The sequence below is a fragment of the Nocardia aegles genome (genome assembly GCF_052545135.1).
Map to the genome: position 1 here is coordinate 268,000 of NZ_JBQWRI010000005.1, position 26,075 is coordinate 294,074.

Annotated in this window: 25 protein-coding genes; 10 read left to right on the plus strand and 15 right to left on the minus strand. The window is 68.4% G+C overall.

Annotated elements, in window-relative coordinates; genetic code table 11:
* Window positions 1-24 precede the first annotated feature (24 nt).
* The gene (gene alc, locus ACT89H_RS16975) at window positions 25-1,002 is read left to right on the plus strand and encodes an allantoicase (protein WP_445109770.1); all 978 of its coding nucleotides are present in this window, start codon (window positions 25-27) and stop codon (window positions 1,000-1,002) included.
* 40 nt (window positions 1,003-1,042) lie between these two features.
* A complete protein-coding gene (gene puuE / locus ACT89H_RS16980; RefSeq protein ID WP_445109592.1) occupies window positions 1,043-1,945 on the plus strand; it encodes an allantoinase PuuE in 903 nt (300 codons plus the stop codon).
* Window positions 1,946-2,106: 161 nt separating this feature from the next.
* On the opposite strand, the gene ACT89H_RS16985 is transcribed toward puuE, so the two are convergent.
* Genes ACT89H_RS16985 through ACT89H_RS16995 form a run of 3 tightly spaced genes read right to left on the minus strand, consistent with a single transcriptional unit; the run spans window position 2,107 to window position 3,543 of the window.
* Window positions 2,107-2,514 (minus strand): hypothetical protein, encoded by a 408-nt coding sequence (locus ACT89H_RS16985; RefSeq protein ID WP_445109593.1) that lies wholly within the window; start codon window positions 2,512-2,514, stop codon window positions 2,107-2,109.
* Window positions 2,511-3,017 carry a helix-turn-helix domain-containing protein gene (locus ACT89H_RS16990; RefSeq protein ID WP_445109594.1) on the minus strand — a complete coding sequence of 169 codons (507 nt, stop codon included), beginning with the start codon at window positions 3,015-3,017 and terminating at the stop codon, window positions 2,511-2,513. Before ACT89H_RS16990 ends, ACT89H_RS16985 begins: the two co-directional genes overlap by 4 nt.
* A gap of 43 nt (window positions 3,018-3,060) precedes the next feature.
* Window positions 3,061-3,543 (minus strand): hypothetical protein, encoded by a 483-nt coding sequence (locus ACT89H_RS16995; RefSeq protein WP_445109595.1) that lies wholly within the window; start codon window positions 3,541-3,543, stop codon window positions 3,061-3,063.
* A gap of 596 nt (window positions 3,544-4,139) precedes the next feature.
* Between ACT89H_RS16995 and aceA the strand changes: the two genes are divergently transcribed.
* The 3 genes from aceA (at window position 4,140) to metE (ending at window position 9,000) form a co-directional block, all read left to right on the plus strand.
* On the plus strand, window positions 4,140-5,429 hold the full coding sequence (gene aceA, locus ACT89H_RS17000) for an isocitrate lyase (RefSeq protein ID WP_445109596.1): 1,290 nt from the start codon (window positions 4,140-4,142) through the stop codon (window positions 5,427-5,429).
* Between the two features lie 179 nt (window positions 5,430-5,608).
* Entirely contained in the window at window positions 5,609-6,478 is an 870-nt protein-coding gene (locus ACT89H_RS17005; protein ID WP_445109597.1) for a 3-hydroxybutyryl-CoA dehydrogenase, read from the plus strand.
* A gap of 215 nt (window positions 6,479-6,693) precedes the next feature.
* Window positions 6,694-9,000 carry a 5-methyltetrahydropteroyltriglutamate--homocysteine S-methyltransferase gene (metE, locus tag ACT89H_RS17010; protein ID WP_445109598.1) on the plus strand — a complete coding sequence of 769 codons (2,307 nt, stop codon included), beginning with the start codon at window positions 6,694-6,696 and terminating at the stop codon, window positions 8,998-9,000.
* A 33-nt stretch (window positions 9,001-9,033) separates the two neighbouring features.
* Here metE and ACT89H_RS17015 read toward each other — a convergent pair whose 3' ends face one another.
* The 3 genes from ACT89H_RS17015 to ACT89H_RS17025 form a co-directional block, all read right to left on the minus strand.
* A complete protein-coding gene (locus ACT89H_RS17015) occupies window positions 9,034-10,359 on the minus strand; it encodes a tetratricopeptide repeat protein (RefSeq protein ID WP_445109599.1) in 1,326 nt (441 codons plus the stop codon).
* A 107-nt stretch (window positions 10,360-10,466) separates the two neighbouring features.
* Window positions 10,467-11,663 (minus strand): AI-2E family transporter, encoded by a 1,197-nt coding sequence (locus tag ACT89H_RS17020; protein ID WP_445109600.1) that lies wholly within the window; start codon window positions 11,661-11,663, stop codon window positions 10,467-10,469.
* A gap of 72 nt (window positions 11,664-11,735) precedes the next feature.
* The gene (locus tag ACT89H_RS17025) at window positions 11,736-12,788 is read right to left on the minus strand and encodes an NAD(P)-dependent alcohol dehydrogenase (RefSeq protein ID WP_445109601.1); all 1,053 of its coding nucleotides are present in this window, start codon (window positions 12,786-12,788) and stop codon (window positions 11,736-11,738) included.
* 158 nt (window positions 12,789-12,946) lie between these two features.
* On the opposite strand from ACT89H_RS17025, the gene ACT89H_RS17030 reads away from it, so the two are divergent.
* On the plus strand, window positions 12,947-14,071 hold the full coding sequence (locus ACT89H_RS17030) for a S1C family serine protease (protein ID WP_445109602.1): 1,125 nt from the start codon (window positions 12,947-12,949) through the stop codon (window positions 14,069-14,071).
* Window positions 14,072-14,077: 6 nt separating this feature from the next.
* Here the strand turns inward: ACT89H_RS17030 and ACT89H_RS17035 are convergent, their stop codons facing one another.
* The 6 genes from ACT89H_RS17035 to ACT89H_RS17060 all read right to left on the minus strand — a co-directional run bounded on the left by ACT89H_RS17035 (window position 14,078) and on the right by ACT89H_RS17060 (window position 18,345).
* Window positions 14,078-14,644 carry a vitamin K epoxide reductase family protein gene (locus ACT89H_RS17035; protein ID WP_445109603.1) on the minus strand — a complete coding sequence of 189 codons (567 nt, stop codon included), beginning with the start codon at window positions 14,642-14,644 and terminating at the stop codon, window positions 14,078-14,080.
* Window positions 14,641-15,420, minus strand: coding sequence for a DsbA family protein (locus tag ACT89H_RS17040; protein ID WP_445109604.1), 780 nt, complete (start codon window positions 15,418-15,420; stop codon window positions 14,641-14,643). The genes ACT89H_RS17035 and ACT89H_RS17040 overlap by 4 nt, the downstream gene beginning before the upstream one ends.
* Window positions 15,421-15,642: 222 nt before the next feature.
* Window positions 15,643-16,491 carry a polyphosphate kinase 2 family protein gene (locus ACT89H_RS17045; RefSeq protein WP_445109605.1) on the minus strand — a complete coding sequence of 283 codons (849 nt, stop codon included), beginning with the start codon at window positions 16,489-16,491 and terminating at the stop codon, window positions 15,643-15,645.
* A gap of 38 nt (window positions 16,492-16,529) precedes the next feature.
* The gene (locus ACT89H_RS17050) at window positions 16,530-17,243 is read right to left on the minus strand and encodes an ESX secretion-associated protein EspG (RefSeq protein WP_445109606.1); all 714 of its coding nucleotides are present in this window, start codon (window positions 17,241-17,243) and stop codon (window positions 16,530-16,532) included.
* Window positions 17,244-17,248: 5 nt separating this feature from the next.
* Window positions 17,249-17,911 carry a hypothetical protein gene (locus ACT89H_RS17055; RefSeq protein WP_445109607.1) on the minus strand — a complete coding sequence of 221 codons (663 nt, stop codon included), beginning with the start codon at window positions 17,909-17,911 and terminating at the stop codon, window positions 17,249-17,251.
* A gap of 41 nt (window positions 17,912-17,952) precedes the next feature.
* Window positions 17,953-18,345 (minus strand): hypothetical protein, encoded by a 393-nt coding sequence (locus ACT89H_RS17060; RefSeq protein ID WP_445109608.1) that lies wholly within the window; start codon window positions 18,343-18,345, stop codon window positions 17,953-17,955.
* 177 nt (window positions 18,346-18,522) lie between these two features.
* Here ACT89H_RS17060 and ACT89H_RS17065 point away from each other — a divergent pair, with 177 nt between their 5' ends.
* From ACT89H_RS17065 to ACT89H_RS17075, 3 genes are all read left to right on the plus strand, one after another.
* The gene (locus tag ACT89H_RS17065; RefSeq protein WP_445109609.1) at window positions 18,523-19,269 is read left to right on the plus strand and encodes a GntR family transcriptional regulator; all 747 of its coding nucleotides are present in this window, start codon (window positions 18,523-18,525) and stop codon (window positions 19,267-19,269) included.
* Between the two features lie 61 nt (window positions 19,270-19,330).
* Window positions 19,331-19,522 (plus strand): hypothetical protein, encoded by a 192-nt coding sequence (locus ACT89H_RS17070; protein ID WP_445109610.1) that lies wholly within the window; start codon window positions 19,331-19,333, stop codon window positions 19,520-19,522.
* A 404-nt stretch (window positions 19,523-19,926) separates the two neighbouring features.
* Window positions 19,927-20,709 carry an RsmA family anti-sigma factor gene (locus ACT89H_RS17075; protein ID WP_445109611.1) on the plus strand — a complete coding sequence of 261 codons (783 nt, stop codon included), beginning with the start codon at window positions 19,927-19,929 and terminating at the stop codon, window positions 20,707-20,709.
* Between the two features lie 148 nt (window positions 20,710-20,857).
* Here ACT89H_RS17075 and ACT89H_RS17080 read toward each other — a convergent pair whose 3' ends face one another.
* From ACT89H_RS17080 to ACT89H_RS17090, 3 genes are all read right to left on the minus strand, one after another.
* Window positions 20,858-22,108, minus strand: coding sequence for a saccharopine dehydrogenase family protein (locus ACT89H_RS17080; protein ID WP_445109612.1), 1,251 nt, complete (start codon window positions 22,106-22,108; stop codon window positions 20,858-20,860).
* 33 nt (window positions 22,109-22,141) lie between these two features.
* On the minus strand, window positions 22,142-23,554 hold the full coding sequence (locus ACT89H_RS17085) for an ABC1 kinase family protein (protein WP_445109613.1): 1,413 nt from the start codon (window positions 23,552-23,554) through the stop codon (window positions 22,142-22,144).
* 206 nt (window positions 23,555-23,760) lie between these two features.
* Window positions 23,761-24,429, minus strand: a complete 669-nt coding sequence (locus ACT89H_RS17090) for a TetR/AcrR family transcriptional regulator (RefSeq protein ID WP_445109614.1) — start codon at window positions 24,427-24,429, stop codon at window positions 23,761-23,763.
* A 231-nt stretch (window positions 24,430-24,660) separates the two neighbouring features.
* Between ACT89H_RS17090 and ACT89H_RS17095 the strand changes: the two genes are divergently transcribed.
* Complete coding sequence (locus tag ACT89H_RS17095) at window positions 24,661-26,013, plus strand: DUF445 domain-containing protein (protein WP_445109615.1); 1,353 nt, start codon at window positions 24,661-24,663, stop codon at window positions 26,011-26,013.
* Window positions 26,014-26,075 lie beyond the last annotated feature (62 nt).

Below are 26,075 nucleotides of genomic sequence, written 5' to 3' on the forward strand. Positions count from 1 at the left end.
ATCCCGCACGACACAGGAGACGCGATGCGCGACCGGCGCGACGAGGACGAGTTCACGCTGCTGCCGGATCTGGCGGTACGGCCGCTCGGCGGCTCGGTGATCTGGGCGAACGACGAATTCTTCGCGGCGAAGGAGAATTTGATCAACCCGGGGCCCGCCCAATACCGGCCGGCGGAGTTCGGGCACAAAGGGCAGATCTACGACGGCTGGGAGACGCGCCGACACCGCGGGCAGCCCGGCGACGACGCCGCGATCGTGCGGCTGGGCGTGCCGGGCGTGATCCGCGGGATCGTGGTGGACACGGCGTGGTTCACCGGCAACTACCCGCCCGCCGTCTCGGTGTCCGCGCTGGAAATCGACGATTATCCGCCCGCGGAAACCATTGCCGCCCGCGCTGATTGGGTGACGCTGGTCGATCGCTCCTCGGTAACGGGCGACCACCGCAACTTGTTCGCCGTCGAGAACGAGAACCGCTGGACCCACCTGAAGCTCACCATGCACCCCGACGGTGGCGTGGCCAGGTTGCGGGTGCACGGTTTCGGAAGGCCCGATCCACGCCTGCTGGGTCTCGGACCGCTGGATCTGGCCGCGTTGGAGAACGGCGCGCTGGTGCTGGACTGCTCCAATCGCTTCTACAGCTCGCCGAACCAGTTGCTGTATCCCGGCCGGGCCAGGTCCATGGGTGAGGGCTGGGAGACCGCCCGCCGCCGGGACGACGGCAACGACTGGGTGCGGATCCGCCTTGCCGGGCCGGGATCGATCCGGCTCGCCGAGCTGGACACGTCCTACTTCATCGGCAACAGTCCGGGCGCGGCCCGGCTGACCGGCCGCACCAACGACGGCACCGAGCTGGAGTTGTTGCCGCGCACCGCGCTGCAACCCGACACCAGGCATCGGTTCCCGATCGAGCCGATGGCCGCGTCGGTGGAAGAGGTGCGCCTGGACATCTATCCCGATGGCGGCATGGCGCGGCTGCGCCTGTACGGCGAGCTCGGCGCATGAACGCGCGGATATCCCACACGGAGTCGTGCGAGGCGCTCTCATGAGGGATTTCGTCGGCTACGGCCCGCGTCCGCCGGATCCGAAGTGGCCGGGGGAGGCGCGCATCGCGGTCCAGTTCGTGCTGAACTACGAAGAGGGCGGCGAGAACAACGTCCTCGACGGCGACGACTTCTCCGAGACGTTCCTGTCGGAAATGACTCCCGCCGAGGCATTCCCGAACCGCCATATGAGCATGGAGTCGCTCTACGAGTACGGCTCCCGCGCCGGGCTGTGGCGGGTGCTGCGCGTCTTCGAACGACGCGGGTTGCCGTTGACGATCTTCGCCGTCGCCCGCGCCATGCAGCGCAACCCGGAGGCGGTGGCGGCCTTCCGCGAATTGGGCCACGAGATCGCCTGCCACGGTCTGCGCTGGAAGTCCTACCAGCTCACCGACCGCGACACCGAGCGCGCGCACCTGGCCGAGGCGGTGCGCGTCCTGACCGAACTGACCGGCTCCGCACCGCTGGGCTGGTACACCGGCCGCGATTCGCCGAACACCAGGGAGCTGGTGGTCGAGCACGGCGGCTTCGTCTACGACGCCGACTCCTACGCCGACGACCTGCCCTATTGGGTGCGTGTGCACGACCACGACCACTTGGTCGTGCCCTACACCCTCGACACCAACGACATGCGATTCGCCTCGCCCGCCGGTTTCCCCACCGGTGAGCAATTCTTCGCACACGTCCGCGACGCTTTCGACGTGCTCTATCGCGAAGGGGCCGAAGGCACCCCGAAAATGCTGTCCATCGGCCTGCACTGCCGCCTCATCGGCCGCCCGGCCCGCACCGCCGCCCTGGAACGCCTACTCGACCACATCCAGTCCTACGACCAGGTATGGATCACCCGCCGCATCGACATAGCGCGACATTGGCGCACGGTGCACCCGCCGGTTATCTCCTTTTGAGTGCGCCCGGACGGCGACTCCGGGCAACGGAGTAATCGAATCACCATATGAAGCGTTGGCATTCCGAGCCGGAACGCAATAGCTGCGCACGGCGACCGGAAACGTCCGGCCACCCGCGACGGAGCTACGACTGGCGATCGGGGCAGTGCCCAAGCGACGATTTATTGGATGGACTGTTGCCTGACTTCGAATCCCACCCGGGCGTACTCTTTTCCGCTGGTGTCAGAGGCGCGCCAACTGTAGGTACCGGGCACCAGCGGCAGCCCTGCGCCGAGACTGAAAGGAATAGCGAACCGGTCTGACTGTTGATCAACTGTGATCACAGCCTGCACTCGCAGCGCGTCACTATCGGCCCCTAACGCTACGAGTTTGTCCTCAACGTCTACCAGCTCGAACACAAGACTGATCTCCGCGTGTTCGAGATCGCTCTCGTCGCGGTCGATGATCGCGATGAAGGAGATCGGCGGGGTCGGAGTCCCCACCCAACTCCACCCGATGCCCAAGGCATGCGCCTTGCCGGTCGACGGGTCCGGCTGCGCCGAATCGGCGGTAACGAGCGTAACGATCATCGACCGGTTCCCGTATTAGGAGCCACACGCACTACCGCCTTCGAAGCGCTCACCCGCACGTGCACTGGGGTGCCATGGGTGAGCCGCCGCATTGCATCGAACGCCATGCCGGTCACACGCACTCTCGGGATTTCACCTGCTTGTGGCGATTCTGCAGGCGGTGAAGAGACATCCGCGATCGGTTGCTGCTCCATGTGTTCCTCGCTCCGAGGATTGACCCACTCGACGTGATGGGTGACCCGCGCGCCGATCGCATGGGCATATCGGCGGATAGTCGACAGATGCGGGTCTGCCGTGAGCTTCTCGAAGTTCGTGACCACCGATCGATGGCGCCCCATCCGGTCCGCAACCTCGGAACCCGACATGTTGGCTACGTGCTTGCGTATGCGCACCAACTCCTCGAGCATGTCGTGGTCGGCGTCGACCAAGTCGCGCGCCAGCGCGTCCTCGGGATCCGACAGGTCGATCCCCAGTGCTTTCTCCAGATCCTCGAACGTGCCCATGCTGTTGAGGTTAACCTCAACAGCTATGGTTTGCCAGCGAGTCTTATAAGTGGTCGGCGTAGCGTGCGATTATCCATGTCTTGAAGCGCCGCTCCGATGCATCGATTTCGGCAGTCTGGGATACACGCCACTCCCCTGGCTTGAACTGGTCGTCCGGCTTGCGTCCGGCGCCAAGCCACACCAGATGGTCGTGATATGGCGGCCTAGGTACGCCGGTGTACAGCCGATAGTGCCAGCCATGGTCATGTCCGGGTCGGGGATGCTTCAACTCGACGACAGTGTCCTGCCAACGCACCTGCTCATAGTCGATCTGCCGAACGGTTCCGTTGTGCGCCGCCTTCATGAGTTTGAAGATCTCCTGGAGCAACAGCTTCCGGTCAGATGATCCGCTCGGCATCGACCCGTCGGGATTGGGTTCCATGGGGGCTCGGATGGTGATGTCCTGCAGTTCCCCCGCGAACTCGGGTGACCGGTCGGCCTCGGGACGCCGCCCGTATGGCCAGGTTCCGCCGCTTTCACTACTCATCCCCTGTGTCGCCCTCCCCGCGGCTTGGATCGAGGCCAGTTCTGGCGTACAGCCGCCCATCGTTGGTACCACATGCACCGAATGCTCTTGCCGGAACGAAACTCTATGTCCCCGGCGAGATGTGCGACCGCAGTCCCCGCCGGTACCGCCGCGGCTGCTCTCGAGCCACCGTGCTGTGGACAGGTCGACACTCAAAGCTTCGTACCCCTCGCTGAACGCTCGAAAGTGAAAGTGACTTCGATCACACAGATCTCTGTGAACGTCATCACAGTTGGAAATAGCGGACCCGGGCCGGCGCGGGCCGCTCGCCGATCGCTAACAGTACGAGCGTTACGTTAAAACCCCACGTCAGGGCTACCAGCCGGTAGATTGCGCGACCGCAATTCGGGGGCAAATTTTGCAGAGTTAGCAAAGGGGTAGGAAAACCTAGCTCATATTCACACTAACAACAGGTAGACGGCTATTTCTCCGTGTGCAATCGTGTGGAAGTACACCTCAAGGGCCTAGCAAGCCTGCAAATTGCCGCTTCAGCAGTTAGAGCTGCTGGGTAGCTCGACCGGCGGCAGCACCCGAACGACGAAGAAGTGGAGTCACAGATGTCGACCACCGGCACCCCGAGGACCGCCGCGGAAATCCAGAAGGATTGGGACACCAACCCGCGCTGGAAGGGCGTCACCCGTAACTACACCGCGGAGCAGGTGTCGAAGCTCCAGGGCACCGTCGTCGAGGAGGCCACCCTCGCCCGCCGCGGGTCGGAGATCCTGTGGGATCTCGTCAACAACGAGGACTACATCAACTCCCTCGGCGCCCTCACCGGCAATCAGGCGGTCCAGCAGGTCCGTGCCGGCCTGAAGGCCATCTACCTGTCGGGTTGGCAGGTCGCCGGTGATGCGAACCTGTCCGGCCACACCTACCCCGACCAGTCGCTGTACCCGGCCAACTCGGTTCCGGCCGTGGTCCGCCGCATCAACAACGCGCTGCTGCGCGCCGACGAGATCGCCAAGGTCGAAGGCGACACCGCCGTCGCCAACTGGCTGGCCCCGATCGTCGCCGACGCCGAGGCCGGCTTCGGTGGCGCGCTGAACGCCTACGAACTGCAGAAGGCGATGATCGCCGCGGGCGCCGCCGGTGTGCACTGGGAAGACCAGCTCGCCTCCGAGAAGAAGTGCGGCCACCTGGGCGGCAAGGTGCTGATCCCGACCCAGCAGCACATCCGCACCCTGACCTCCGCGCGGCTGGCCGCCGACGTCGCCGACGTGCCGTCGGTGATCATCGCCCGCACCGACGCCGAGGCCGCCACCCTGATCACCTCGGACGTGGACGAGCGCGACCGCGAGTTCCTCGACGGCACCCGCACCGCCGAGGGTTTCTTCGGTGTGAAGAACGGCATCGAACCCTGTATCGCGCGTGCCAAGGCCTACGCCCCCTACGCCGACCTCATCTGGATGGAGACCGGCGTGCCGGACCTCGAGGTCGCGCGCAAGTTCGCCGAGGCCGTCCGCGGCGAGTTCCCGGACCAGCTGCTGGCCTACAACTGCTCGCCGTCCTTCAACTGGAAGGCCCACCTGGACGACGCGACCATCGCGAAGTTCCAGCGGGAGCTCGGCGCGATGGGCTTCAAGTTCCAGTTCATCACGCTGGCCGGCTTCCACTCGCTCAACTACGGCATGTTCGACCTGGCCTACGGCTACGCCCGCGAGGGCATGACCGCCTTCGTCGACCTGCAGGAGCGCGAGTTCAAGGCCGCCGCCGAGCGTGGCTTCACCGCCATCAAGCACCAGCGTGAGGTCGGCGCGGGCTACTTCGACACCATCGCCACCACTGTCGACCCGAACACCTCGACGGCCGCGCTGAAGGGCTCGACCGAAGAGGGACAGTTCCACTGAGGTTCCCGACGTGAAGTCCGACCATCCTCTACTCCGGTAGGGGTGTACTGCCCTCCCCGCTGAACAGCCCCGGCGGGGAGGGCACCCTATACCTTGGACCATCGAAGGGGCGCTCACACCGGAGCGACACCTTCGCAGATCAGCCACCCCAGAGCCAGACAACCCAGCAGGAGCGGGACGTGAGCAGCGAAAAGATCCAACGCGTCGGTGTCATCGGCGCCGGCCAGATGGGCGCCGGAATCGCCGAGGTGTGTGCCAGGGCGCACGTCGACGTACTGGTGTACGAGCAGACCCGGGAACTGGCCGCGGCGGGCCGCGCGCGCATCCTCCGATCCCTCGATCGCGGCGTGAGCAGCGGCAAGATCACCGAGCGCGAGCGCGAACAGGCCGCGTGGCGCCTGCGGTTCACCTCCGATCTGGGCGACTTCGCCGACCGCCAGCTGGTGGTCGAGGCGGTGCTCGAGGACGAGAAGGTGAAGACCAGCATCTTCGCCGAGCTCGACAAGGTCGTCACCGACCCCTCGGCCGTGCTGGCCTCCAACACCTCTTCCATCCCGATCATGAAGATCGCGGTCGCCACGGCGAACCCCGAGCGCGTTGTCGGCATGCACTTCTTCAACCCGGTCCCGGTGCTGCCGCTCGTCGAGCTGGTCACGACGCTGAAGACCAGCGAGTCGGTCTCCGTGCGGGCCGAGGCCTTCGCGGGCGACGTGCTCGACAAGCAGGTCGTGCGCTCGGCCGACCGCTCCGGCTTCGTGGTCAACGCGCTGCTGGTGCCGTACCTGCTGTCGGCGATCCGCATGGTCGAGTCCGGCTTCGCCACCAAGGAGGACGTCGACAAGGCGATGGTGCTCGGCTGCGCCCACCCGATGGGCCCGCTGGCGCTGACCGACCTGGTCGGCCTGGACACCGTGAAATCCATCGCCGACTCGATGTACGGCGAGTTCAAGGAGCCGCTGTACTCGGCGCCGCCGCTGCTGATGCGCATGGTCGAGGCGGGGCTGCTCGGAAAGAAGACCGGCGCGGGCTTCTACCAGTACAGGGCTTGATGCGGTGTTGATTTCGCAGCGCCTGCGGCGCTGCGTGTTCGCGGCCCCGGGAAGTCTCGCGGGCCGCGAACGGTGCTCGTAAGACTCGCACCCGACAGCTGCACAACCGCCGGGCCATAGCGACGGCTCGGCTGGGTATCCGGAGCGCAGCGCCGGGATCGATCCGTCGATCCCGGCAGAGGCCGCGCAGGTGATCGAAAGAAGGTATCCCGCTCATGGTGAACGTGACCGACGGCTACGGGTCCAGCATTCTCGGCTATCCCAGGATCGGGCCGCACCGCGAGCTCAAGCGGGCACTGGAGGCCTACTGGCACGGTTCGCTCGAGCGCGAAGCACTGCTCGCGGTCGGCCGCGAGATCCAGGAGACCCAGTTCAACGAGCTGGCCGCCACCGGACTGACCCAGGTGCCGGGCAACACCTTCTCGTTCTACGACCACGTGCTGGACAACGCGCTGTTGTTCGGTGCGGTGCCCAAGCGGTTCGAACCGTATCGCGAGGGCCTGCATCCGCTGGACTTCTACTTCCTCATGGCGCGCGGCCGTCCGGACCTGCCGCCGCTCGAGCTGGTCCGGTTCTTCGGCACGAACTACCACTACCGCCAGCCGGAAATGGACGCCGATACGGAGTTCTCGCTGCACCCCGAGGCGCTGCTGGACGAATTCGATCGCGCCAAGGCGGTCGGCATCGAACTGCGCCCGGTCGTCCTCGGGCCGGTCTCGCTGCTGTTGCTGGCCAAGGCCGGGCACATCCCCGGCGAGTCGGGCGGATTCGAGACGCTGAGCCTGCTGGACAAGCTGCTACCGGTCTACGAGGAGCTGTTCGAGATCCTCGCCAAGCGCGGCTCCACCTGCGTGCAGCTGGACGAGCCCGCGTTCACCAGTGAGCGCACCGCCGCCGAACTGGCCGCGTTCGACATGGCCTATCACCGGTTGGGCAAGGCCCCGCTGCGCCCCCGCATCCTGGTGACCGGCCAGTACGGCGATTTCGGTGCGGCGCTGACCATCCTGGCGAGCACCAACGTCGAGGCGATCGGCCTCGACCTCGCCAGTCACCGGGTGCGCCCGGAGGATCTGGCCGAGGTGCCCGGCCTGCGCCGCAAGCGCCTGTACGCCGGCGTGATCAGTGGGCGCGATGTGTGGCGCGCCGACCGCTACGTCACGCTGGAATACCTCGACGAACTGGCCCAGGTGTGTCCGGACCTGGTCGTCTCGACCGGGACCACGCTGCTGCACGTGCCCTACGATCTGCTGGTCGAATACGACATCGAGGCGCATGTCGCCGAACGGCTCGCGTTCGCGAAACAAAAAGTGGGCGAGGTGGTTTCGCTCGCCAAGGCGCTCACCGAGGGCCCGTCGGACAAGTGGCGCAAGCGGCCGACCGAGGTGCACTTCAAGCAGAAGCACGCGGTGCGGCAGCGGGTCTACGCGATCACCTCGGACATGCGCTCCCGGGAGCCCTACGAGGTGCGCCGGGAAGCCCAGCAGCGCAAGCTGAACCTGCCTCCGGTGCCGGCGACCACGCTCGGCTCCTTCCCACAGACCACCCGGATCCGCCAGGCGCGCTACGAGCTCGGTGCGGGCCGGTTGTCCTATGAGGAGTACCGCAAGCGGATCGAGGCCGAGATCGAGGCGACCATCCGGTTGCAGGAGGACATCGGCCTGGACGTGCTCGTGCACGGCGAGCACGAGCGCAACGACATGGTCCAGTACTTCGCCGAGCTGCTCGACGGTTTCGCGACCACCCACTTCGGCTGGGTGCAGGTGTACGGATCACGCTGTGTGCGGCCGCCGATCATCTACGGCGACGTGTCGCGCCCGGCGCCGATGTCGGTGGAGTGGATCACCTACGCGCAGTCGCTCACCGACAAGCCGGTCAAGGGCATCGTCACCGGGCCGGTCACCATGGTCGCCCGCTCCTTCGTCCGGCAGGACCAGCCGCTGCACGAGACCGCCGACCAGGTGGCGCTGGCCATCCGCGACGAAGTGGTGGACCTGGAGAAAGCGGGCATCGCGATCATCCAGGTCGACGAGCCCGCGATCCGGGAGATGCTGCCGCTGCGGCCCGAGGGCCGCGCCGAGTACCTGCGCTGGGCGATCGGCGCGTTCCGGCTGGCCACCTCGGGGGTGCAGGCCGAGACGCAGATCCACACGCACATCGGCTATTCCGGCCGCGCCGAGGTGGTCGATGCGATCGAAGAACTGGACGCCGACGTCACCGCCATCGTCGCGACGCGCTCGATCGAATGGGTGCTGCGAGCGCTGAAGGAAGACCTCGCTTCCGGGCACGGGCTCAGCCACGGCGTCGGCCCCGGCGTGTACGAGAGCCGGTCCGCCCGCATCCCCGGTATCGACGAGCTGGACGAATTGCTCACCGCGGCCGCCGAAGCGGTGACGCCGCAGCGATTGTGGGCCAATCCGGACGGCGGACTGAAGACCCGGCACTACTGGCAGCTTGAGCCGTCGTTGCGCAACCTGGTCGCGGCGGCGCGCCGCGTCCGCAGACGGCTGGAGTCCGCCGAGTGAGCTGAGGCGCAACGAGCGAGGGTCGCGGCGCGATCACCCGCGGACGGCGGGCAGCGCGCTGAGCGTCGCGAGCACCTCGGTGGCGGCGTCGGCCACCGCTTCGGCCTCGGCCACGGCCAGCGCGGCCGCGGTGGCGGCCCGCACGCGCGGCAGCAGGGCCAAGCAATCCGCGGCGGCGCCGCGGTCGGCCGCGGGGAGTTCGCCGCCGTCCTCGTCGGCCGATTGCCATGCCGCGGTGGCGATCACCTCGTGCAGCCAGTTGAGCAGTTCCAACCGCAACGGTTGCGGCTCGCGCACCCAGGCGCGGGGGTACGTCACGTCGGTGCGCTCGTGTAGCAGGGCGCCGAGCACGACCTCGGCGGCGGGCGCGGTGACCGAGTAGATCGAACCCTGGTGCAGCACCGTGGAGTACAGGAAGACGATGCCGCGTGCCTGGTCCTCGACGGATGAGCTGATCAGGTCGACGAGCCTGGCGGGAGCATCGCTCGCGGATCCGTGGGCGTGCGCCAGGCCCGCCCAGTCCGTCTCGCGCAGCACGGTCGCCGCGCGTTCGTGGTAGATCGGCGCCAGCGCCGCCGCCGCCCGGACCCGAGCTTCCGCATCCGTCGAATCGAGGGCGCGCTGGAAGGCCGCCAGGGCCACGTCCGGCTCACCGAGCTGTTCGCTGAAAACGCCGACGTCGAAACTGGCCCGCGCGGCCACCGCGGGATCGCCCGATTCGGCCAGCGACCGGCTCACCTCCCTCGCCGCCGCCAGATCGCCCGCCTCACTCAGATGCTGCACCAGGTCGCCGGCGAGGATGAACGCCTGGCCGGTGGGCCAACCGGCGATCACGGCCCGGTAGGCGGCCTGCACGCCGTCCAGGTCGCCCTCGGCGCGCAGGAGGTAGGCCAGGTTGGACAGGGCCAGTCTGGCGATGTCGCCGGGGCCCGCGTCGATCGCGTGCTGGTAGGCCGTGCGCGCCGCGTCCGAGTCGCCCCGCTTGGCGCGCGAGTAGCCGAGGTTGATCCAGGCCCGCGGCGCCGCGTCGGGATGCCCGGATTCGGCGGCGCGCTCGTACATCGCTTCGGCTGCCGCGATGTCGCCGCGCTCGGCCAGCAACAGACCGAGGTTGTAGGCCGCGCGCGGCGCCGCGTCCGCATGGCCGGAATCGACCGCGACGAGGTAGGCGCCTTCCGCGGCCGGTTTGTCGCCCACCACGCTGAGCAGCCCACCGAGTTCCGCGGCGGCCAGCGGCGCCCAGTTCGGATGGCCGGAGTCGATGGCGATCTGGAACGCCTCGCGCGCGGCCACCACGTCGTTGCGCCTGTGGTGCATCTTGCCGAGGTCGAAGGCCAGGTCCGGCGGCCGCTTCAGCATTGTTCCCATCCAGCCTCGGCACCGAGAGGTGCGGATCTTTTCCCGAGATTTCTACATCGGTGCGCGATCCATGGCTACCCCCTGGCGTGGGATACGCCGGTCGCGGGTCACTCCGCGGGTGGCTCGTGACGGCCTGCCAGGCGCAGGGTCAACTGCCTGGCGAACTTCCGGCGGCGCTTGGGTGAGCCCGACCGACGGCCGATATCGGCCTCCACGTCGGCTGGGACGTCGTAGCGGCGGATGTAGGCGCCGGAGAACGCCTGCACCGTCGCGGTGACCGGAATGGCCAGCAGCGCGCCCGTGGCGCCCAGCAGCGCCGCACCCGCCAGCACCGCCCCGAACGCGACGGCCGGGTGCATGTCCAGGGTGGACGCGGTGATGCGCGGTTGCAGCACGTAGTTCTCGAACTGCTGATAGAGCACGATGAAGCCGAGAATCCACAGCGCGGTACTCGGCCCGTGCACCAAACCCACGATCACCGGCAGCGCACCGGCGAGATACGTGCCGACGGTCGGGATGAACTGGGAGACCACCCCGACCCACAGTGCGAGGGCGAACGCCGACGGCACGTCCAGCAGCCGCAGCATGACGTAGTGCGCGAGCGTCGAGGCGAGCGCGAGCAGTCCCCGGGAATAGATGTAGCCGCCGGTCTTGTCGACCGCGATATCCCAGGCGCGCAACACGTGTCGCTGTCGCCGCGGCGGCAGGAGCGAGCAGACGGCGGTACGGATTCTGGGGCCGTCGGCGGCGAAATAGTAGGTGAACAGCAGAATGCCGAGGCCCTGGAAGAGCGCGCCGATCGCGGCCGTGCCGATGCCCCAGACGTTGCCCGCCAATCCGGTGAGATAACCCTCCAGGGTCGAGCTCCAGTCGGTCGCGTACTTCTGGATGTCCGTACTGGACAGATCCTTGTGGAAGGTGCGGTTGATCCAGTCGACGCCACGGTCGGCGTATTCGGGGGCGTTCTGCACCAGCGTGGTGACCTGCTCCACCAGCAGCGCCCCGAGGGTCCAGAAGAAGGCGACGACCAGGGCCGTCAGGCCGAGGAACACCAGTCCGGTCGCGGGGCCGCGCCGCATGCCGCGCCGCGCCAGCCAATTCACCGCCGGTTCGATCGCGAACGCGAGGAACAGCGAGACGAGCAGAATCGTCAGCAGGCTGCGCAGCCGCTCGAGCACCCAGAAGGCCGCCAGCAACCCGGTGACCGTCGCCGCGGCGAGCAGGAACGCGCGCGGCAGCCACGGCGGCATACCGCGTGCGGCGATGGCCGGCCGTGGCGTCTGGTCTTCGTCCTCCGCAGACACAAGGCCAAGGTACTCACGCGACGGCCGGTTCGCCCCCCACACCGCGCGGCCGCACCGGTGCGGCGAGCGGACTCACATGGTGGAGACGTCGATGACGAACCGGTAGCGCACGTCGCTGGCCACGACCCGGTCGTAGGCGCCGTCGATCTCGTCGGCGGCGATCAGTTCGATCTCGGCGCCGATACCGTGCTCGGCGCAGAAGTTCAGCATCTCCTGTGTTTGCGCGATGCCGCCGATCATCGAGCCCGCCAGCGAGCGGCGGTACGTGGCGAGGTTGAACCCCCTGACGCTCATCGGTTTCTCGGGCAGGCCGAGGATCACCAGGGTGCCGTCCAGATTCAGCAGGCGCAGATAGTCGTCGATGGGCAGGCTCGCCGACACCGTGTTGAGGATCAGGTCGAACCGGCCGCGCAGCTCGCGGAAGGTCTGCTTGTCAGTGGTCGTGTAATAGCCGGTAGCGCCGAAGAGCTTGCCGTCGTCCTGCTTGCTCAGCGAGTGGCTCAGCACGGTGACCTCGGCGCCCATGGCGGCTGCCAGCTTCACCCCGATGTGGCCGAGCCCGCCCATGCCGATGATGGCGACCTTCTTGCCCGGCCCGGCGCCCCAGTGCCGCAGCGGCGAGTACAGTGTCGCGCCCGCGCACAGCAGCGGCGCGGCGACGTCCAAGCCGATTCCCTCGGGGATGGCGACCACGAAATTCTCGGTCACCACGATCTGTGTGGAGTACCCGCCGAGGGTGTGACCGCCGGGCTGCGCCGCCGGGTCGACCGGGGTGTTGTAGGTCATGGTCGCGCCCGCGGTGCAGTACTGCTCCTCGTCGGCGAGACAGGGCGCGCAGACCCCGCAGGAATCCACCATGCAGCCGACACCGACGCGGTCGCCGACCCGATACTTGGTGACCGCGGATCCGACCGCGGCGACCACACCCGCGATCTCGTGCCCCGGCACGCATGGGTAGCGGGTTCTGCCCCACTCGTCGCGGGCGGTGTGGATGTCGGAGTGGCAGATGCCCGCGAACTTGATGTCGATCAGCACGTCACGCGGACCCAGGTCCCTGCGTTGGATCGTGACCTTCTCGAACGAGCCATCGGGAGCGGCCAGGGCGTAGGCGGCGGCAGTGGTCATGAGGACATGCCTACCGCCGCATGGGTGCGGTTGCCAACCGCGACCCGAAAAAAGCACGCTCACGGGCCTTTTTTACGGCGAGCTCCCCGGTTCGATGATCTTCGGCGGCGCGCAGCGGCGACAATGGAGCCGGGAGGTTCGGCCGAGGCGGGAGAGCCATGGACGAAGAACGGCAGCAGTGGATCGGGGCGCGTCGCGCGCCGGGCGGTGGCCGGGTGTTCGTGCTGGTCGTCACCTTCATGCTCGTGGTCGCGGCGTTCCTCGGGTATCGCGGCGATCTGCCGGACCGCGACCGCCCCGGCCCCGCGGGGGCAGCGGCTTCGGTCGCGTTCGTTCCGCCCGAGCCGCTCGACGCGGGACTCGTCTCCGCGGCGGTGCGACCAGCGCTGGTCAACATCAACGCCTCGGCCGAGCGATCCGGGCCGGGTGCGGCGGGGTCCGGCATCGTCCTCACCGCCGACGGCGAGGTGCTCACCAGCCATCACGTGGTCAAAGGCGCGGACACCGTGACCGTCACCGACGTGGGCAACGGCAAGGTCTACGACGCGGTGGTGCTCGGCTACGACGCCGACGCGGACATCGCGCTGCTGGACTTGACCGCGGCCGCCGCGCTGCCGACCGCGACCATCGGCCGTTCGGCCGAATTGCGGTTGCGTGAGGAGGTCCTCGCGATCGGCAACGCGGGCGGGACGGGCGGCACGCCCACCGCGGTGCACGGCCCCCTCACCGATCTGAACAGCGCGATCGTGGCGATCAACGCCGCCGATCTGTCGCGCAAGGCGCTCAACGGCATGCTGGAGGTCGCGGCGGCGGTCACACCGGGGCAGTCCGGCGGAGCCCTGGTCGATCACCAGGCGGCCGTCGTCGGCGTCATCGCCGCGGCGTCGGGCGACGGGACGCGCACGGCCGACCACCCGGCGAACGGCTACGCGGTGCCGATCGACGCCGCGATGCGTGTGGTCCAGCAGATCCGCTCCGGCGCCCCCACCGATACCGTGCACATCGGCCCGACGGCCACGCTCGGTGTGCTCGCCTCGAACGCGCTGCCGGCCGGTACCGGAGCCCGCGTGGACATGGCGATCTACGGCATGCCCGCCTACGCTGCCGGTCTGGCCGCCGGGGACGTGATCACCTCGATCGACGATCACCCCGTCAGCAACGCGCAGTCGCTGCGCATCGCGCTGAACCGGCGCAAGCCGAGCGAGACCGTGCGATTGGGCATCGCCGGCGCGGGCGGCGCCCGCACGGTGCCGGTGGTGCTGGTCGCCGGCCCGCCGAACTGATCCGGATCAGACCAGCGACAGCCAGTAGTCCTGGAAGTGCAGGAACACCAGCAGCAGTACGACCGCGAAGAACAGCGCGACGATCGTCCAGCGCCACTCGGCGAGCACGCCGAGCGGACCGCGCGAGCGCCCCCACAGTTGGTCGGTGCATACCGCGAGCAGCGGCGTGATGATCGCCCACACCACCATGCAGTACGGGCACAGCGCGTTGATCCGGTACAGGCTCTGGAAGATCAGCCAGCAGATGAAACCGACCCCGAGCAGGGTGCCCAGCCACAGCCCGCCCCAGACCCAGCGCGGGAAGCCGACCCCGGCCACCGACAACACTCCCAGCGTGACGACCACCGAGAACCCGACGATACCGATCAGCGGGTTGGGGAATCCGAAGATCGCCGCCTGGTGGGTCACCATCACCGACCCGCAGGACAGGATCGGGTTGATGCTGCACGACGGCGTGTAGCCGGGATCGGTGAACAGCTTGAACCGCTCCACGGTCAGCGCGACCGAGGCCAGCCAGCCGGCCAGCCCGCCGAGCAACAGGACCCACGCGGCCCGGGGCCCCGCGGTGATCACTGGCCCGCGGCGGCGCTGATCACGGGTGCGAGGCCGCCTGCGCCGAAGACCTGCGGGCTGGACTCGATCTTCTTACCGTTGACGAACACCGACGGGGTCGACTGGATGCCGCTGTCGAGCACTTCCTTGGTACGGGTCTGGACGTACTTGTCGTATTTGTGGTCGGTGATGCACTGGGCGACCGCGTCGTCGGTGTAACCGGCGCTCTTGGCGATCTGGACCAGCTGCTCGTCGGGCAGGCCCGCGCCGCCCTCCGCGGGCTGCTGGGCGTACATCGTCTTCAGCCAGGCCTGGTACTTCGACGGGTCGGCCTCCGCGACGCAGTAGGCGGCGTTGGCCGCGCGCGAGGAGTAGCGCGTGGTGGACGCTTTGTCCAGGAAGGCGATCACGTTGTACTCGACCACCGCGGTGCCGTTGGCCACCGCATCCTCGAGCACCTGCCCATTGGCCGCCTCGAAGGCCTTGCACGCGGGGCACTGCAGGTCGGCGACGACCCGCACGGTGACCTTCGCGTCCGGCTTGCCGACGCGGACGGCGCCGTTGCCGGTGATCGACCCGGGCACGGCGCCCGCGTTCGCAGTGCCGGTCGCGGCGATGGACGGGGCGGGGCCGGGATTGTCCTTGCGGGCCTTCTTCACCGCGATGCCGATACCGATCGCCGCGATCAGCGCGACGAGCACGGCGGCGACGGCCACTTGGACCAAGATCTTGCGGTTGCGGTCGGCGCGTTCCGCCGCCAGCAGCGGGTTCGACTTCCCACCCTGGTTCTTGCTCACCGTGCGCTCACCACGCCTTTCGCTCGCCGGACGGTTCTGCCGCCACGATCGTAGATCCGCCGACCACCTCGCCGCGTGGTCGGGCCACAGCCGCCATCATCGTCGGCCTTCCTGAGAGATTCCGAAATATCCGGCCCGGCCGTGTGGCGGCAGTTTGCCCGCCGACCCGCGTGACCTGCTGGATCAGGCCGGCGAGGGTCGACATGGTCGGCCGGGAATCGGCTAGGCCCGGGCAAGCCGCCGTTTCTGCGCCTCGACGTCGAAGGTGGGTTGCGGCCAGTCGAGCTCCAGCCGCTCGAGGGCCGCGATCAGCAGTTCGGTGACGGCGAGGCGAGAGAACCACTTGTGGTCGGCGGGCACGACGTGCCAGGGCGCGTACTCGGTGCACGTGCGATCCAGCATCGCCTGGTACGCCTCCTGGTAAGCGGGCCAGAAGGCGCGCTCGTCGATATCCGACGGGTTGAACTTCCAGAATTTGTCCGTGCGTTCCAGCCGCTCGGCCAGCCGCCGTTTCTGTTCGTCGAGCGAGACGAACATGGCCACCTTCACCAGCGAGGTGCCCTCGTCCACCAGTTCCCGCTCGAATGCGTTGATCTCGTCGTAGCGCGGCTGCCACACCGTCGGCGGCACCAGATTGTGCACCCGCACCACCAGCACGTCCTCGTAGTGCGAGCGATCGAACACCCCGAGCTGACCCGCGCGCGGCAGCGCCTTGCGGATGCGCCACAGATAGTGATGGCGGCTCTCCTCCGGCGTCGGCACGCCGAACGCGGCGTGGTCGACGCCCTGCGGGTCGACCGAGCCGATGACATGCCGGACGATGCCGCCCTTGCCCGCGGTGTCCATGCCTTGCAGGATCAGCAGCACGTTGCGCCGGTCGCCGCCGGACCGGCCGTTGGCGTACAGCTTCTCCTGCAGCTCCGACAGCACCTCGGCGCGTTCGGCGAGCAAGGCCGAACCCTCCTTCTTGCCGCCGGTGAAACCCGGTGTTCCGGAGGTGTCCAACTCGGCCACCCGCAAGCCGTCGGCTCGCAGAGCCTCGGTAGGCCACGCCGTCCACTGCTTCGGCATGGCCCAACCTTAACGGGCGCGGTCGGACGTAGTCCGTGTCACACTTGCGCGAGCCGCAACAGCTGTGCGGCGAACTCCTCGTCCGACACGGGGGTGAGGATCAGATCGTGCGCGCTGGTGAGCAAGTAGCGACCGTCGCCGGTGAAGTCCAGCCAGGTGCGATGGCGGGTGGGCGGGGACATCGGGTTCTCCGGCTGCACGGTGACGGTGATGAAGCCCCGCCCGTCCACCGGCTTGCGCAGGGTTCGGCGGAACTTCGCCGCACCGCGACCATTGGTGACGAACGGCTCGGTGCAATCCGGATTCAGCACCGCGTCCTGCGGCTCCCGCATCGGGGCGAGCTTGCCCCGCCGCGCCGAACCGATGATCTGGACCAGGCGTTCGCCCACGGCGCGGGCGTGGCACATCCGCACGGTCACCCGGTCCGGCGTGGCGACCAGAATTCCCGCGTGGTTGTGCACCACGGCGGCGAAGGCGAGAATCCGGTCGGCCTCCGACCCGCTGCCGTTGCGCGAGAGCGGCGAGCGTTCGCCGGAGACGGTGATGGTGGTCGCGTCGTTACGTGCGCAGAGCACCAGCGCGGCGGCCAGGTCGGGGTCGGCTTGCCGGGCGAAGCGCTGCGGCAGCTGGAGGGCGTGGTACTCCGACTCGGTCCGCGCCGTGGCCGAGGGCACCATATTGACCGGGTAGGGCCTGCGGTCCAGGCTCGTTTCGTTCGTCCAGACATGCGTGAACTCGTCCGGGGTGAGCACCCATTTCACCGTGCGCCGCCTCCGCGGACGGAATCCGGACCGTCGGGCGTGTTGTCGGCCGCCGAGATTTCGCGCGGCCGGGGGAATCGGGGAACGCGGTCGCCGGTGGCGGGCATCGTCGGGGTGTAGACGTAAGTCATCGTGTCCCGGACATCCGCCTCGATGTCTGCCGCCGCACTGTCGTGTTCCATCCTACGTTTTCCACCGTAAACCGCCTCGGCGGCCGGGTCCGCCAGCGGCCGGTACCGCTGCGGCGGCGTGATGGCGCCCCGGACCGTCTGCGCGGCATCGCTATTCAACTCCATCAACCGAGCGACTGCTCGACACACGTCGTGCGCTTCCCCGCCCGTACGGACGAACTGCCTGGTCGCGCTCACCGCGGCGTCGGCCGCCCGGCCGGACCAGCGCGCGAACTCCCGGTTGGTGGCATCGGAGAAGGCTTGGAACGCTTCGGCCACCGCGGTCGCGTTGGCCTGCCATGCCGCGGCGGTCCGGCCCAGCGCCGCCGGGTCGAGCGCTTCGTGCACCAGATCCCAGATCTGCTGGTGGGTGTAGGCGCCGAACAGTTCGCGATCCGGCGCATAGGCGGGATCCGTTGCGTCGTCGGTGAAGCCGGCCAGCTCCTGCCGGATGCCGTCGGCGGCGGCGCGTGCCGCGGAGTCTGCCATCGGTCGTCCCCCTCAGTCGGTCGCGCCGCACGGGTGCGCACTCAACGCGGCTCCAGATGATCGGCGATCAGCCGCAGTGCGGCCCGATTCGCCGCCTCGGCGTCGGCCAGCCGGTCGGCCGCGGCGAGATACGCGGCCTTGAACAGCAGCGCCGTCTCCTGGAACGCGGCCAGGGTGTCCAGGTATTGCCGTCCCTTCGCGGCGAACCCGCGGGTGAGGCCGTGTCCGGTGGGCAGCTCGGGGAAACCGCTCACGTTGGTGACGAAGTGTTCGTCGGCCATCGCGCGGCCCAGATCGTCGACCAATCGGTCGCACGCGGCGGCGAGATTCTCCGCGACCGCGGTGTCCAGCTCGAACCTTTCGCCCCTGCCGGCGCCGATGGCCGCCGCGTACAGCTCCCGCGCCGTCCCCTGTCCGGTATCGGGTACCGCCACCTGGAAGCCCCCTTCCGCTCGGTCCTGTTCGTACCGTGCTGTACTGGGTCCGCACTCTACCGCTCGGTACAACGCGGCGGACTGCCTCGGTACGAGCTTGTGCGCAGGCCCCGGCGCCGGGCTGCGCCGTTGTTACACTGACCAGCGGTCCGAGGTGCGGTGTGGGGAAGGCGACCGGTGGCCGGAAGCGATGGCGTAGTTCCGAAATATCTACAGATCTCCGGGCATTTGCGGGATCTGATCGAGCGCGGGGAGCTGGCTCCCGGCGCCGAAGTGCCGTCCGAACGCGAACTCGCCGCGCGGTGGAAGGTGGCCCGGCCCACCGCCGCGAAAGCGCTGAATACTTTGCGCCAGCAGGGAATCGTCACTTCCCGCCGTGGGTCGGGCACCTATGTGGCCGAACGGTCGGCGCTGATGCGAGAGAGCGCGCCCCGATACGAACCGTCCGCGTCCGAGGGCGATTCGGTGACCGTGCTGGGAGCGGAAGTGGTGGAAGGACCGCAGGAGGTCACCGATTCGCTCGGTCTGCCCGCGGCGAGCCCGGTGGTCACCCTGAAGCTGGTGAACGAGAACCGTTCCGGGGCCGTAAGGCTGGTCACCTGCTGGTATCCCGGCGAATTCGCCGCGGCCGCCGCGCTGGTCCGCGGGGCGGTGCCCGTGCCGGGCGGGGTCGTGCGGTATCTGGAAGCCGCGGTCGGCGGTGCCGCCGCGGTGGTGCGGGAAAGCGTCGGCGCCCGGCTGGCCACGGAGGACGAACGCCGCCGTCTCGCGCTCCCGCATCCGGCGGCGGTGCTGGTCGTGCACCGCATCGCCGCGGACGTCCACGGCGTCGCGCTGGAGTACCGCGAGAGCGTCCACCCGCCCGGCCGCCCGATCATGCGGCACGAGTATCCGGCCCGGTCAGCGACCGATTTCCGCCGTTGACACCCGTGTTCCGCAACTGGCATAGTCCAGTTGTCGGAAGTGTCGAAGGGTGGGAGGGGCGATGTCCGATCAGTTGACCGTCGGCGGCTGGGTGGTCGTAGGGGAGCAGTGCTCGGTCCGCTTGGCTTCGGTACCGCACGACGACTTCTTGGCCTTCGTCTTCGAAAGCAGCGGAACCGAATTCGAATTGGCGCTGGCGCCCTCGATCCTGCACCGCATGGTCGATCTCGGTACCGCTTCGCCTGCGCCGTGACAAATCGCGGGCACCGACTTCCGCGGATGGCCTTTACGCGCGCCCTGATTCGCGTATTCGGAAACCTGACGCGATCGCCAGGCCGATGCCACGGCCGGCTCCGGTGACCACGGCGGTCCTTCTCTCGAGCTGTTCCTCGGCCGCCGCTGCTCCAGCGAACGCGGGCATGGGTAGGGGCCTGTTCACGGAGGGTCCTCTGGCCGGAACACACGATCTTGTCGCCGGCCGGCCTTCGTCGGGACCGGGGCAGTGGTGCGAAGGAGCAATGGGATTTCTCGCCGATCCGGGGAACCAAGGGAAGTCCTGCTGCGTCAATAACAGTGACGAATCTTTGAACGATGTACCAGCCGAGTTCCTGTGGGGTGCGGGATCGCGCGGTGTCGGATGCGAACAACGGAGGTGCGATGGCAACCAGGACGGTGCCGCAGCCTCCGTTCCCGCCGAGGTTGCTGGCCGATCTGCATGCCGGCAATGTGACTGCCGCGCAACGCGAGCAGCTGTGGCGCATCGTCTCGGGTGATCAGCAGGCGGTGCGGTATCTGCACGGGCTGGATGAGGTTCGCGCGGAATTGGGTGCCCTGAGCCGGGACGAACGCATCATCCACACCATGCCAGAGGACGTCACCGCCCGGCTCACCGAATTCATCGACACACTTCGCCCGGCCGAGGACGCGGCACAGAACGCCACGGTTCATCTGCTCGCGCGCGTGCCGGGCAGCGAATTCCCTCTCGCGCCAGTGCATTCCGAACCGGGCACGGTTTCCTCGAGCGCTGTCTGCGGGCACCGCCGCACCACGGCGCGCTGGTTCGCCGCGGCAGCAGCGGCGATCGTCGCCGTCACCGGAGCGGGCTCGGTCATCGCGACGCTGGACGACCGTGACCACCCCGCCCCCACCGCACAACCCACCAGCGGCAACGACGCACTCACCGCCACCGTGGCCCTCGGCGCGCTGGGCCGCCACACCGTCACCGGCTCTCTCACCGATCCGGAAGCATTGCGGCGCTGTGTCCACGCGAACGGGCTCGACCGTGTCGTTCTCGGCTCGTCCGACATCGCGTTCCACGGCGGCACCGCAGTGCTCGTCCTGCTCAGCGGCCCGCACCCGCCCGCCGTCACCGCCCTGGTCGTCGGAACCGGCTGCACTACCGATGACCCGCAGCGGAGGGCATTGCAGGACATCGGCTGACCGCAGGTCGAGACCGCGTCGCGCCGGTCGGACGCGGTTGTTCGCCCATCGGCGAGATGGACAGTGTGGGCTGCCGGGCTCGCTCGTAGACCGCGGCGAGCGCGGAGGCATGCATCGTCTTCCGGGTCAGTGCACCGGAGTGCGTCCCTCAGGCGCGGTCGACGGCGATCGTCATACCCGCGGCGCGCAGCCGCTCGGTGAGCGCGTCGCCCATCGCCGCGGCCGGGGTGAGAATGCCCGCGAGCTCTGGTTGCTTGTCGGTGTCGAACGCCAGGCACAGACCGCTCTCGCCGAGTAGCACGGTGGTGGCCTGGTAGCCCGGGTCGCCGGTGCCGGAGAAGGTGGCCACGTACTTCGCGCCCGAGGTGGTGTGCGCGAACGTCTTCATGGAGAACCAGCCGCTCTTGCGGGCCTGCTCGCTCGGCCCGGTGCCGGGCTCGGGCAGCACGCGGTCGAGCAGCGTCCGGCCGGCCGAGGTCCGCGACAGCAGCGCGCCCACGGTCACGCCCGCCACGATGCCGCCCGCCATGCCCGCAGCGACCAGCGGCGCCAGCCGCGACTTCCCCGCGCTCATCACCTCGCGATAGCGGAAGTTCTTGCCGTACACCCAGCCCAGCAGCCCATTGGTGCGGCGCACGATCTTGGTGTTGTGCGCGGCCATGACGAACGTGCTCACCCACCCGTCCAGGCTGGGGTCGATGGCGCTCGCCCGCGACAGCGCCTGATCGGACTGGCGGCCGACGTCGGGATCCAGCGATCTGTCCGGGCTCAGCGAGTACGGGTGCGACATCACCTTGCCCTTGGCCGGGTCGGCGGCGATCGCCTCCATCATGGCGCGGACGGAATCGATGGTGCCGCCGCTGACGCCGCCCTCGAGCGAAGCCACCAGTGTGGTGTCGACGAGCTCGCCGCTGTTGTCCTCGACTGTGCGACGGTAGAGCTGATACACGCTCAGATCGGACGGAATCGAATCGTAGCCGCAGGAATTCACGATCTTCGCACCCGTGGCGACGGCCTGTTCGTGATAGGTGTCGATGGCGTCGCGGATGAACAGCGGCTCACCGGTGAGGTCGGCGTAATGGGTGCCGGCCTTGGCGCACGCCGCCACCATCGGCATCCCGTAGCGCAGGTACGGGCCGACCGTGGTGACCACGACCTTGGTGCGCGCCGCCAGTTCGTCCAGCGCGGCCTGGTCTGTCGAGTCGGCCACCACCAGGCCCCAGTTCGCGGCCTTCGGACCGAGGCCGTCGCGTACGGCGGTCAGCTTGTCCAGCGATCGTCCCGCCAGCGCGATCCGCGTGGATTCCGGCGCGGCCCCGGCGAGATATTCGGCGGTGGGCTTGCCGACGAATCCCGTCGCGCCGAAGAGGACGAGGTCGAATTCCCGGGTGTCTGCCATGGTCTTCCGTTCTGCGGTCGGGTCGCCGGTCGGCTATTCGGTGGTCTTCTCGCGCGCCCGTCGCGGCGCGGTGTGCCGGCGGTCGGCGAGCCAGGCGTGGTGGGCCCGGCCGAGGTCGGTGACCGGTGGTTCGTCGTAGAGCCATTCCCTGGCGATGCGATGCCAGTTCGCGGTGCAGCCGAGGTGACCGAGCATGCCGAAGGTCAGGAAGTCGGCGCGGCGCGAGAAGAGGTGCTCGGGCGGCAGATTCTGCTGCTTCATCCCGGTGAACTCGACGGCCCTCGGGTCGACCGCGAGCAGGAAGGCGCCGCTGGCCAGCTCGGGCGTGATGGTCAGCTCCTCGTCGACCAGACACCATTCCGAGGCGGCCAGCACGTATTCCAGGCACTCCTCGGCGCCGATCTCCTGCGGTGAGTCGAGGACGCCGCGTTCGAGCATCAACTCGCGCAGATCTTCCGCGCGATCTTCGGCGGCGGCCCGCAGACAGACGAGCTCGAACCGCACGTGCTCGGCATCCATCCGGTTGAACAATCCGAAATCCAGGAAGCCGACCCGGCCGTCCCCGGCCAGCAGCACGTTGCCCGGGTGCGGATCGCCGCAGAACTCGTTGAAGGTGAACAGTGATCCCACGTAGAACCGGTAGATGATCTCGCCGATCCGGTCGCGCTCCGCCTGGGGCAGCTGCCGGATCTCTTCGAAGCCCTTGCCCTCCACGTATTCGGTGACCAGAACCCGCGTGGTGGAGAACTCCGGCAGGGAGCGCGGCACGCTGACGAACGGGTGCCCGGCATAGAGCTCGGCGAGCTGCGACTGGGTGGCCGCCTCGGCCCGGTAGTCCAGTTCGGCTTCCATGTTCAACCGCAGTTCGTCCAGTACCGCGGGCGTCACCCACGGCATCGCGGACTGCAGCACGCGCCGGAACATGGCGAGATTCTTCAGGTCGGCGCGCACCGCGGCGTCGATGCCCGGGTACTGCACCTTCACCGCGACCTCCCGGCCGTCGTGCAGTCGGGCCCGGTACACCTGGCCGATCGAGGCGGCGGCGACGGGCTCGCCGTCGAACTCGGCGAAGATCGCGTCGAGCGGCTTGCCGAAATCGTCCTCGATCACCTGGCGCATGGCCGGGAAGGAGACCGTGGGGGCCGCGTTGCGCAGCACGGCCAGACGTTTCTGGAATCGCTCCCGATGGTCTTCGGGCACCAGATCCAGATCGAGCACCGACATCATCTGGCCGAGCTTCATGGCGACGCCCTTCATGGTGCCCAGCACCGTGACCACCTGCTCGGTGGTGCGGATCATCGATTCCTCGGCCATCTTCGCCCGGACGGCCTCCGATCTGCCCCGCATCGTCATCCGCGCGCGCTGGGTGCGAAGCACCGAACTGGCCGCCACCGCGCCCAGTTTCGTGCCCCGAGCAAGCCGGGAGGTCGGTACTTGCTTCGCCATCGAGGGACCTCCGTTGGTGCCACGGTCGGAGCGACGGACGCGCGGGCGGCAGTGCCCCGCGCGGACCGCCGTCGAGTACGGCGCCGGCGATGACGCGACGCACTCGGCGCACCGCTCGGTTCAGACTAGTCAAGGTTTCGGCTAAGTCGAGCGAGCTGGTCAACCTGTGCAAGCGGTCCGGCCGGCACCGGGGCCGATGGCTCGATTCAGTCCCGCGCGGGCGTCCCGGGGGCGGGCAGCACGTGCTGCTGCGCGTTGAACGCCGCGGGCGAACCGCCCGCGCGGGCCATGCCCTCGATGGCACTCCAGGCGAGCATGGTGAGGTAGTCGATCACGTCCTCGCGGGACAGCGACTTGTTGGTGGTCCACCAGTGTGTGGCCAGCTGGATGCCGCCGACCAGCACGTACGACGCCAGCGCGGCGCCCTCGGTCGCCACGCCCCGGTCTTCGGCGCGCTCGGTGATGACCGCGCACACCACCTCGGCGAAGAGCTTCTCGAACTCCGCGAGCGAGGACTGGTCGGCCGAGCCGTTGCCCATGATGAAGCGGTAGACCTCGGGGTCCTCGTCGACCGTACCGACGTACTCGGCCAGGGCCGATCGCACCAGCTGGTACTCGTCGGCGTCCAGGCTGATCGCGTCGTACACCCGCGGCATCAGCGTGGTCTCGATGAACCGCTGCATGGTCGCGTGGACGAGGTCGTTCTTGTCGGAGAAGTAGCGGTAGAGCACGGTCTTGGAGACGCCGATCTCCGCGGCGATCTCGTCCATGCCCGCGTTGCTGCCGCGGGCGCGCACGGCGGCGAGGGTGCCGTCGACGAGCTCTTCGCGGCGGTCGATCTTGTGTTGCCGCCACCGGCGCTTGCGGCCGTCCATCCGGCCGCCGCGTACCGCCGACGCTCGCTCGTCGATACCGACAAGGTCTTCGGTGGACAGCGTGGGCTCCCTCGTTCGAAAGTGCTCGGTGGCTACCAGCTTAGGGCCCCGATACCTGGGTTATGCGCTTTTGAGTCCCGGTGCGATGGGGACCACAGCGGTACGGCGCCCGTGGTGCGCACATCCGCTCGCCGACTGGCCCACTTCGCCGCGCACAGCAGAATGGGAGGCATGGAGAAAGCTCCCGGCAACACCGCGGTGCTGAACGCCCGGGGCGAGCGCGCCGGAGACGCCGCGCCTGCCGCCGCGCCGCCCGGCTTCGCCGCTGTGCTCGACGAGGCGGCCAAGCGACGTGACCTCTGGCGGATGAAGGCGCTCGCCACCGGCCTGCTCGCCCTGGCCACCGCGATCTATCTGTTCTGCCGCTGGACCGAATCGCGCGGGGCGGGCGGCGACTGGGTCGGCTACCTGCGGGCCGCGTCGGAGGCGGGCATGGTCGGGGCGCTGGCGGACTGGTTCGCGGTGACCGCCCTGTTCCGTCACCCACTCGGCCTGCCCATTCCGCACACGGCGATCATCCGGCGGAAGAAGGACCAGCTCGGCGCCAGCCTCGGTACTTTCGTCGGCACCAACTTCCTGGCGCCCGAGGTGGTGTCGGCCAAGGTGAACTCGGCGCAGATCTCCTGGCGGGTCGGGCGTTGGATGGCCGATCCGGGCCATGCCGCGCGTGTGGCGCAGGAGAGCTCGACCATCCTGCGTGCCGTCGTCGGCGTTTTGCGCGACGAGGACGTGGAGCAGGTCATCGACAACACCATCGTCAAGCGGATCGCCGAGCCGCTGTGGGGTCCGCCGATCGGGCGGGTGCTGGCGGAACTGCTCGCCGACAACCGGCAGCTGGCGCTGCTGGATCTGCTCGCCGAGCGCGCCCACCAGTGGGCGCTCGCATCCCAGGAGACGATCGATCGGATCGTGTTGCGGGACGCGCCGCAGTGGGCGCCGAAATTCGTCAATATTCTGCTTTCCGAGCGGATCTATCGAGAACTGGTCGAGTTCACCTGGAAAGTCCGCTCCGATCCGGAGCACGAGGTGCGGCTGGCCGCCAATCGGTTCCTGGAGGAATTCGCCGAGGACCTGCAATTCGACGACGCCATGATCAAAAAGGCGGAGCGGGTCAAGACGCAGATCATGGGCCGGGAGGAGATCACCGGGCTGGCCTCGGCCACCTGGCGCGCGGCGAAGCGGCTGATTCTGGAGTCCGCCGACGATCCGAGCAGCACACTGCGCCGCAAGGTCGCCGAGAACGTACAGCAGCTCGGCGAGCGCTTGCGCGACGACGCGGACATGCGGGCCAACGTCGACGGCTGGATCGATCGCGGCGCGCGCTACCTGGTGGAGAACTATGCCGGTGAGATCAGCACCCTGGTCACCGACACGGTTGCCCGGTGGGATGCCGATGAAGCCAGCAAGAAGATCGAATTGCAGGTCGGCCGGGATCTGCAATTCATCCGCATCAACGGAACCGTCGTCGGTTCGCTTGCCGGACTGGCGATCTACACGATCTCCCACGTGCTGTTCGGCGGTTGATCCGCCGCGTGCGTAGCGTTTGCCGAAACACTGCTAGCAGACTGCTTGCAACAGCTAGCACC

Excerpts from the sequence above, each read along its gene's own strand:
- alc (WP_445109770.1), top strand. The coding sequence starts at position 25 with ATGCGCGACCGGCGCGACGAGGACGAGTTCACGCTGCTGCCGGATCTG.
- puuE (WP_445109592.1), top strand. The coding sequence starts at position 1,043 with ATGAGGGATTTCGTCGGCTACGGCCCGCGTCCGCCGGATCCGAAGTGG.
- ACT89H_RS16985 (WP_445109593.1), bottom strand. The coding sequence starts at position 2,514 with ATGATCGTTACGCTCGTTACCGCCGATTCGGCGCAGCCGGACCCGTCG.
- ACT89H_RS16990 (WP_445109594.1), bottom strand. The coding sequence starts at position 3,017 with ATGGGCACGTTCGAGGATCTGGAGAAAGCACTGGGGATCGACCTGTCG.
- ACT89H_RS16995 (WP_445109595.1), bottom strand. The coding sequence starts at position 3,543 with ATGAGTAGTGAAAGCGGCGGAACCTGGCCATACGGGCGGCGTCCCGAG.
- aceA (WP_445109596.1), top strand. The coding sequence starts at position 4,140 with ATGTCGACCACCGGCACCCCGAGGACCGCCGCGGAAATCCAGAAGGAT.
- metE (WP_445109598.1), top strand. The coding sequence starts at position 6,694 with ATGGTGAACGTGACCGACGGCTACGGGTCCAGCATTCTCGGCTATCCC.
- ACT89H_RS17015 (WP_445109599.1), bottom strand. The coding sequence starts at position 10,359 with ATGCTGAAGCGGCCGCCGGACCTGGCCTTCGACCTCGGCAAGATGCAC.
- ACT89H_RS17025 (WP_445109601.1), bottom strand. The coding sequence starts at position 12,788 with ATGACCACTGCCGCCGCCTACGCCCTGGCCGCTCCCGATGGCTCGTTC.
- ACT89H_RS17030 (WP_445109602.1), top strand. The coding sequence starts at position 12,947 with ATGGACGAAGAACGGCAGCAGTGGATCGGGGCGCGTCGCGCGCCGGGC.
- ACT89H_RS17045 (WP_445109605.1), bottom strand. The coding sequence starts at position 16,491 with ATGCCGAAGCAGTGGACGGCGTGGCCTACCGAGGCTCTGCGAGCCGAC.
- ACT89H_RS17055 (WP_445109607.1), bottom strand. The coding sequence starts at position 17,911 with ATGGCAGACTCCGCGGCACGCGCCGCCGCCGACGGCATCCGGCAGGAG.
- ACT89H_RS17070 (WP_445109610.1), top strand. The coding sequence starts at position 19,331 with ATGTCCGATCAGTTGACCGTCGGCGGCTGGGTGGTCGTAGGGGAGCAG.
- ACT89H_RS17075 (WP_445109611.1), top strand. The coding sequence starts at position 19,927 with ATGGCAACCAGGACGGTGCCGCAGCCTCCGTTCCCGCCGAGGTTGCTG.
- ACT89H_RS17080 (WP_445109612.1), bottom strand. The coding sequence starts at position 22,108 with ATGGCAGACACCCGGGAATTCGACCTCGTCCTCTTCGGCGCGACGGGA.
- ACT89H_RS17085 (WP_445109613.1), bottom strand. The coding sequence starts at position 23,554 with ATGGCGAAGCAAGTACCGACCTCCCGGCTTGCTCGGGGCACGAAACTG.
- ACT89H_RS17090 (WP_445109614.1), bottom strand. The coding sequence starts at position 24,429 with ATGGACGGCCGCAAGCGCCGGTGGCGGCAACACAAGATCGACCGCCGC.
- ACT89H_RS17095 (WP_445109615.1), top strand. The coding sequence starts at position 24,661 with ATGGAGAAAGCTCCCGGCAACACCGCGGTGCTGAACGCCCGGGGCGAG.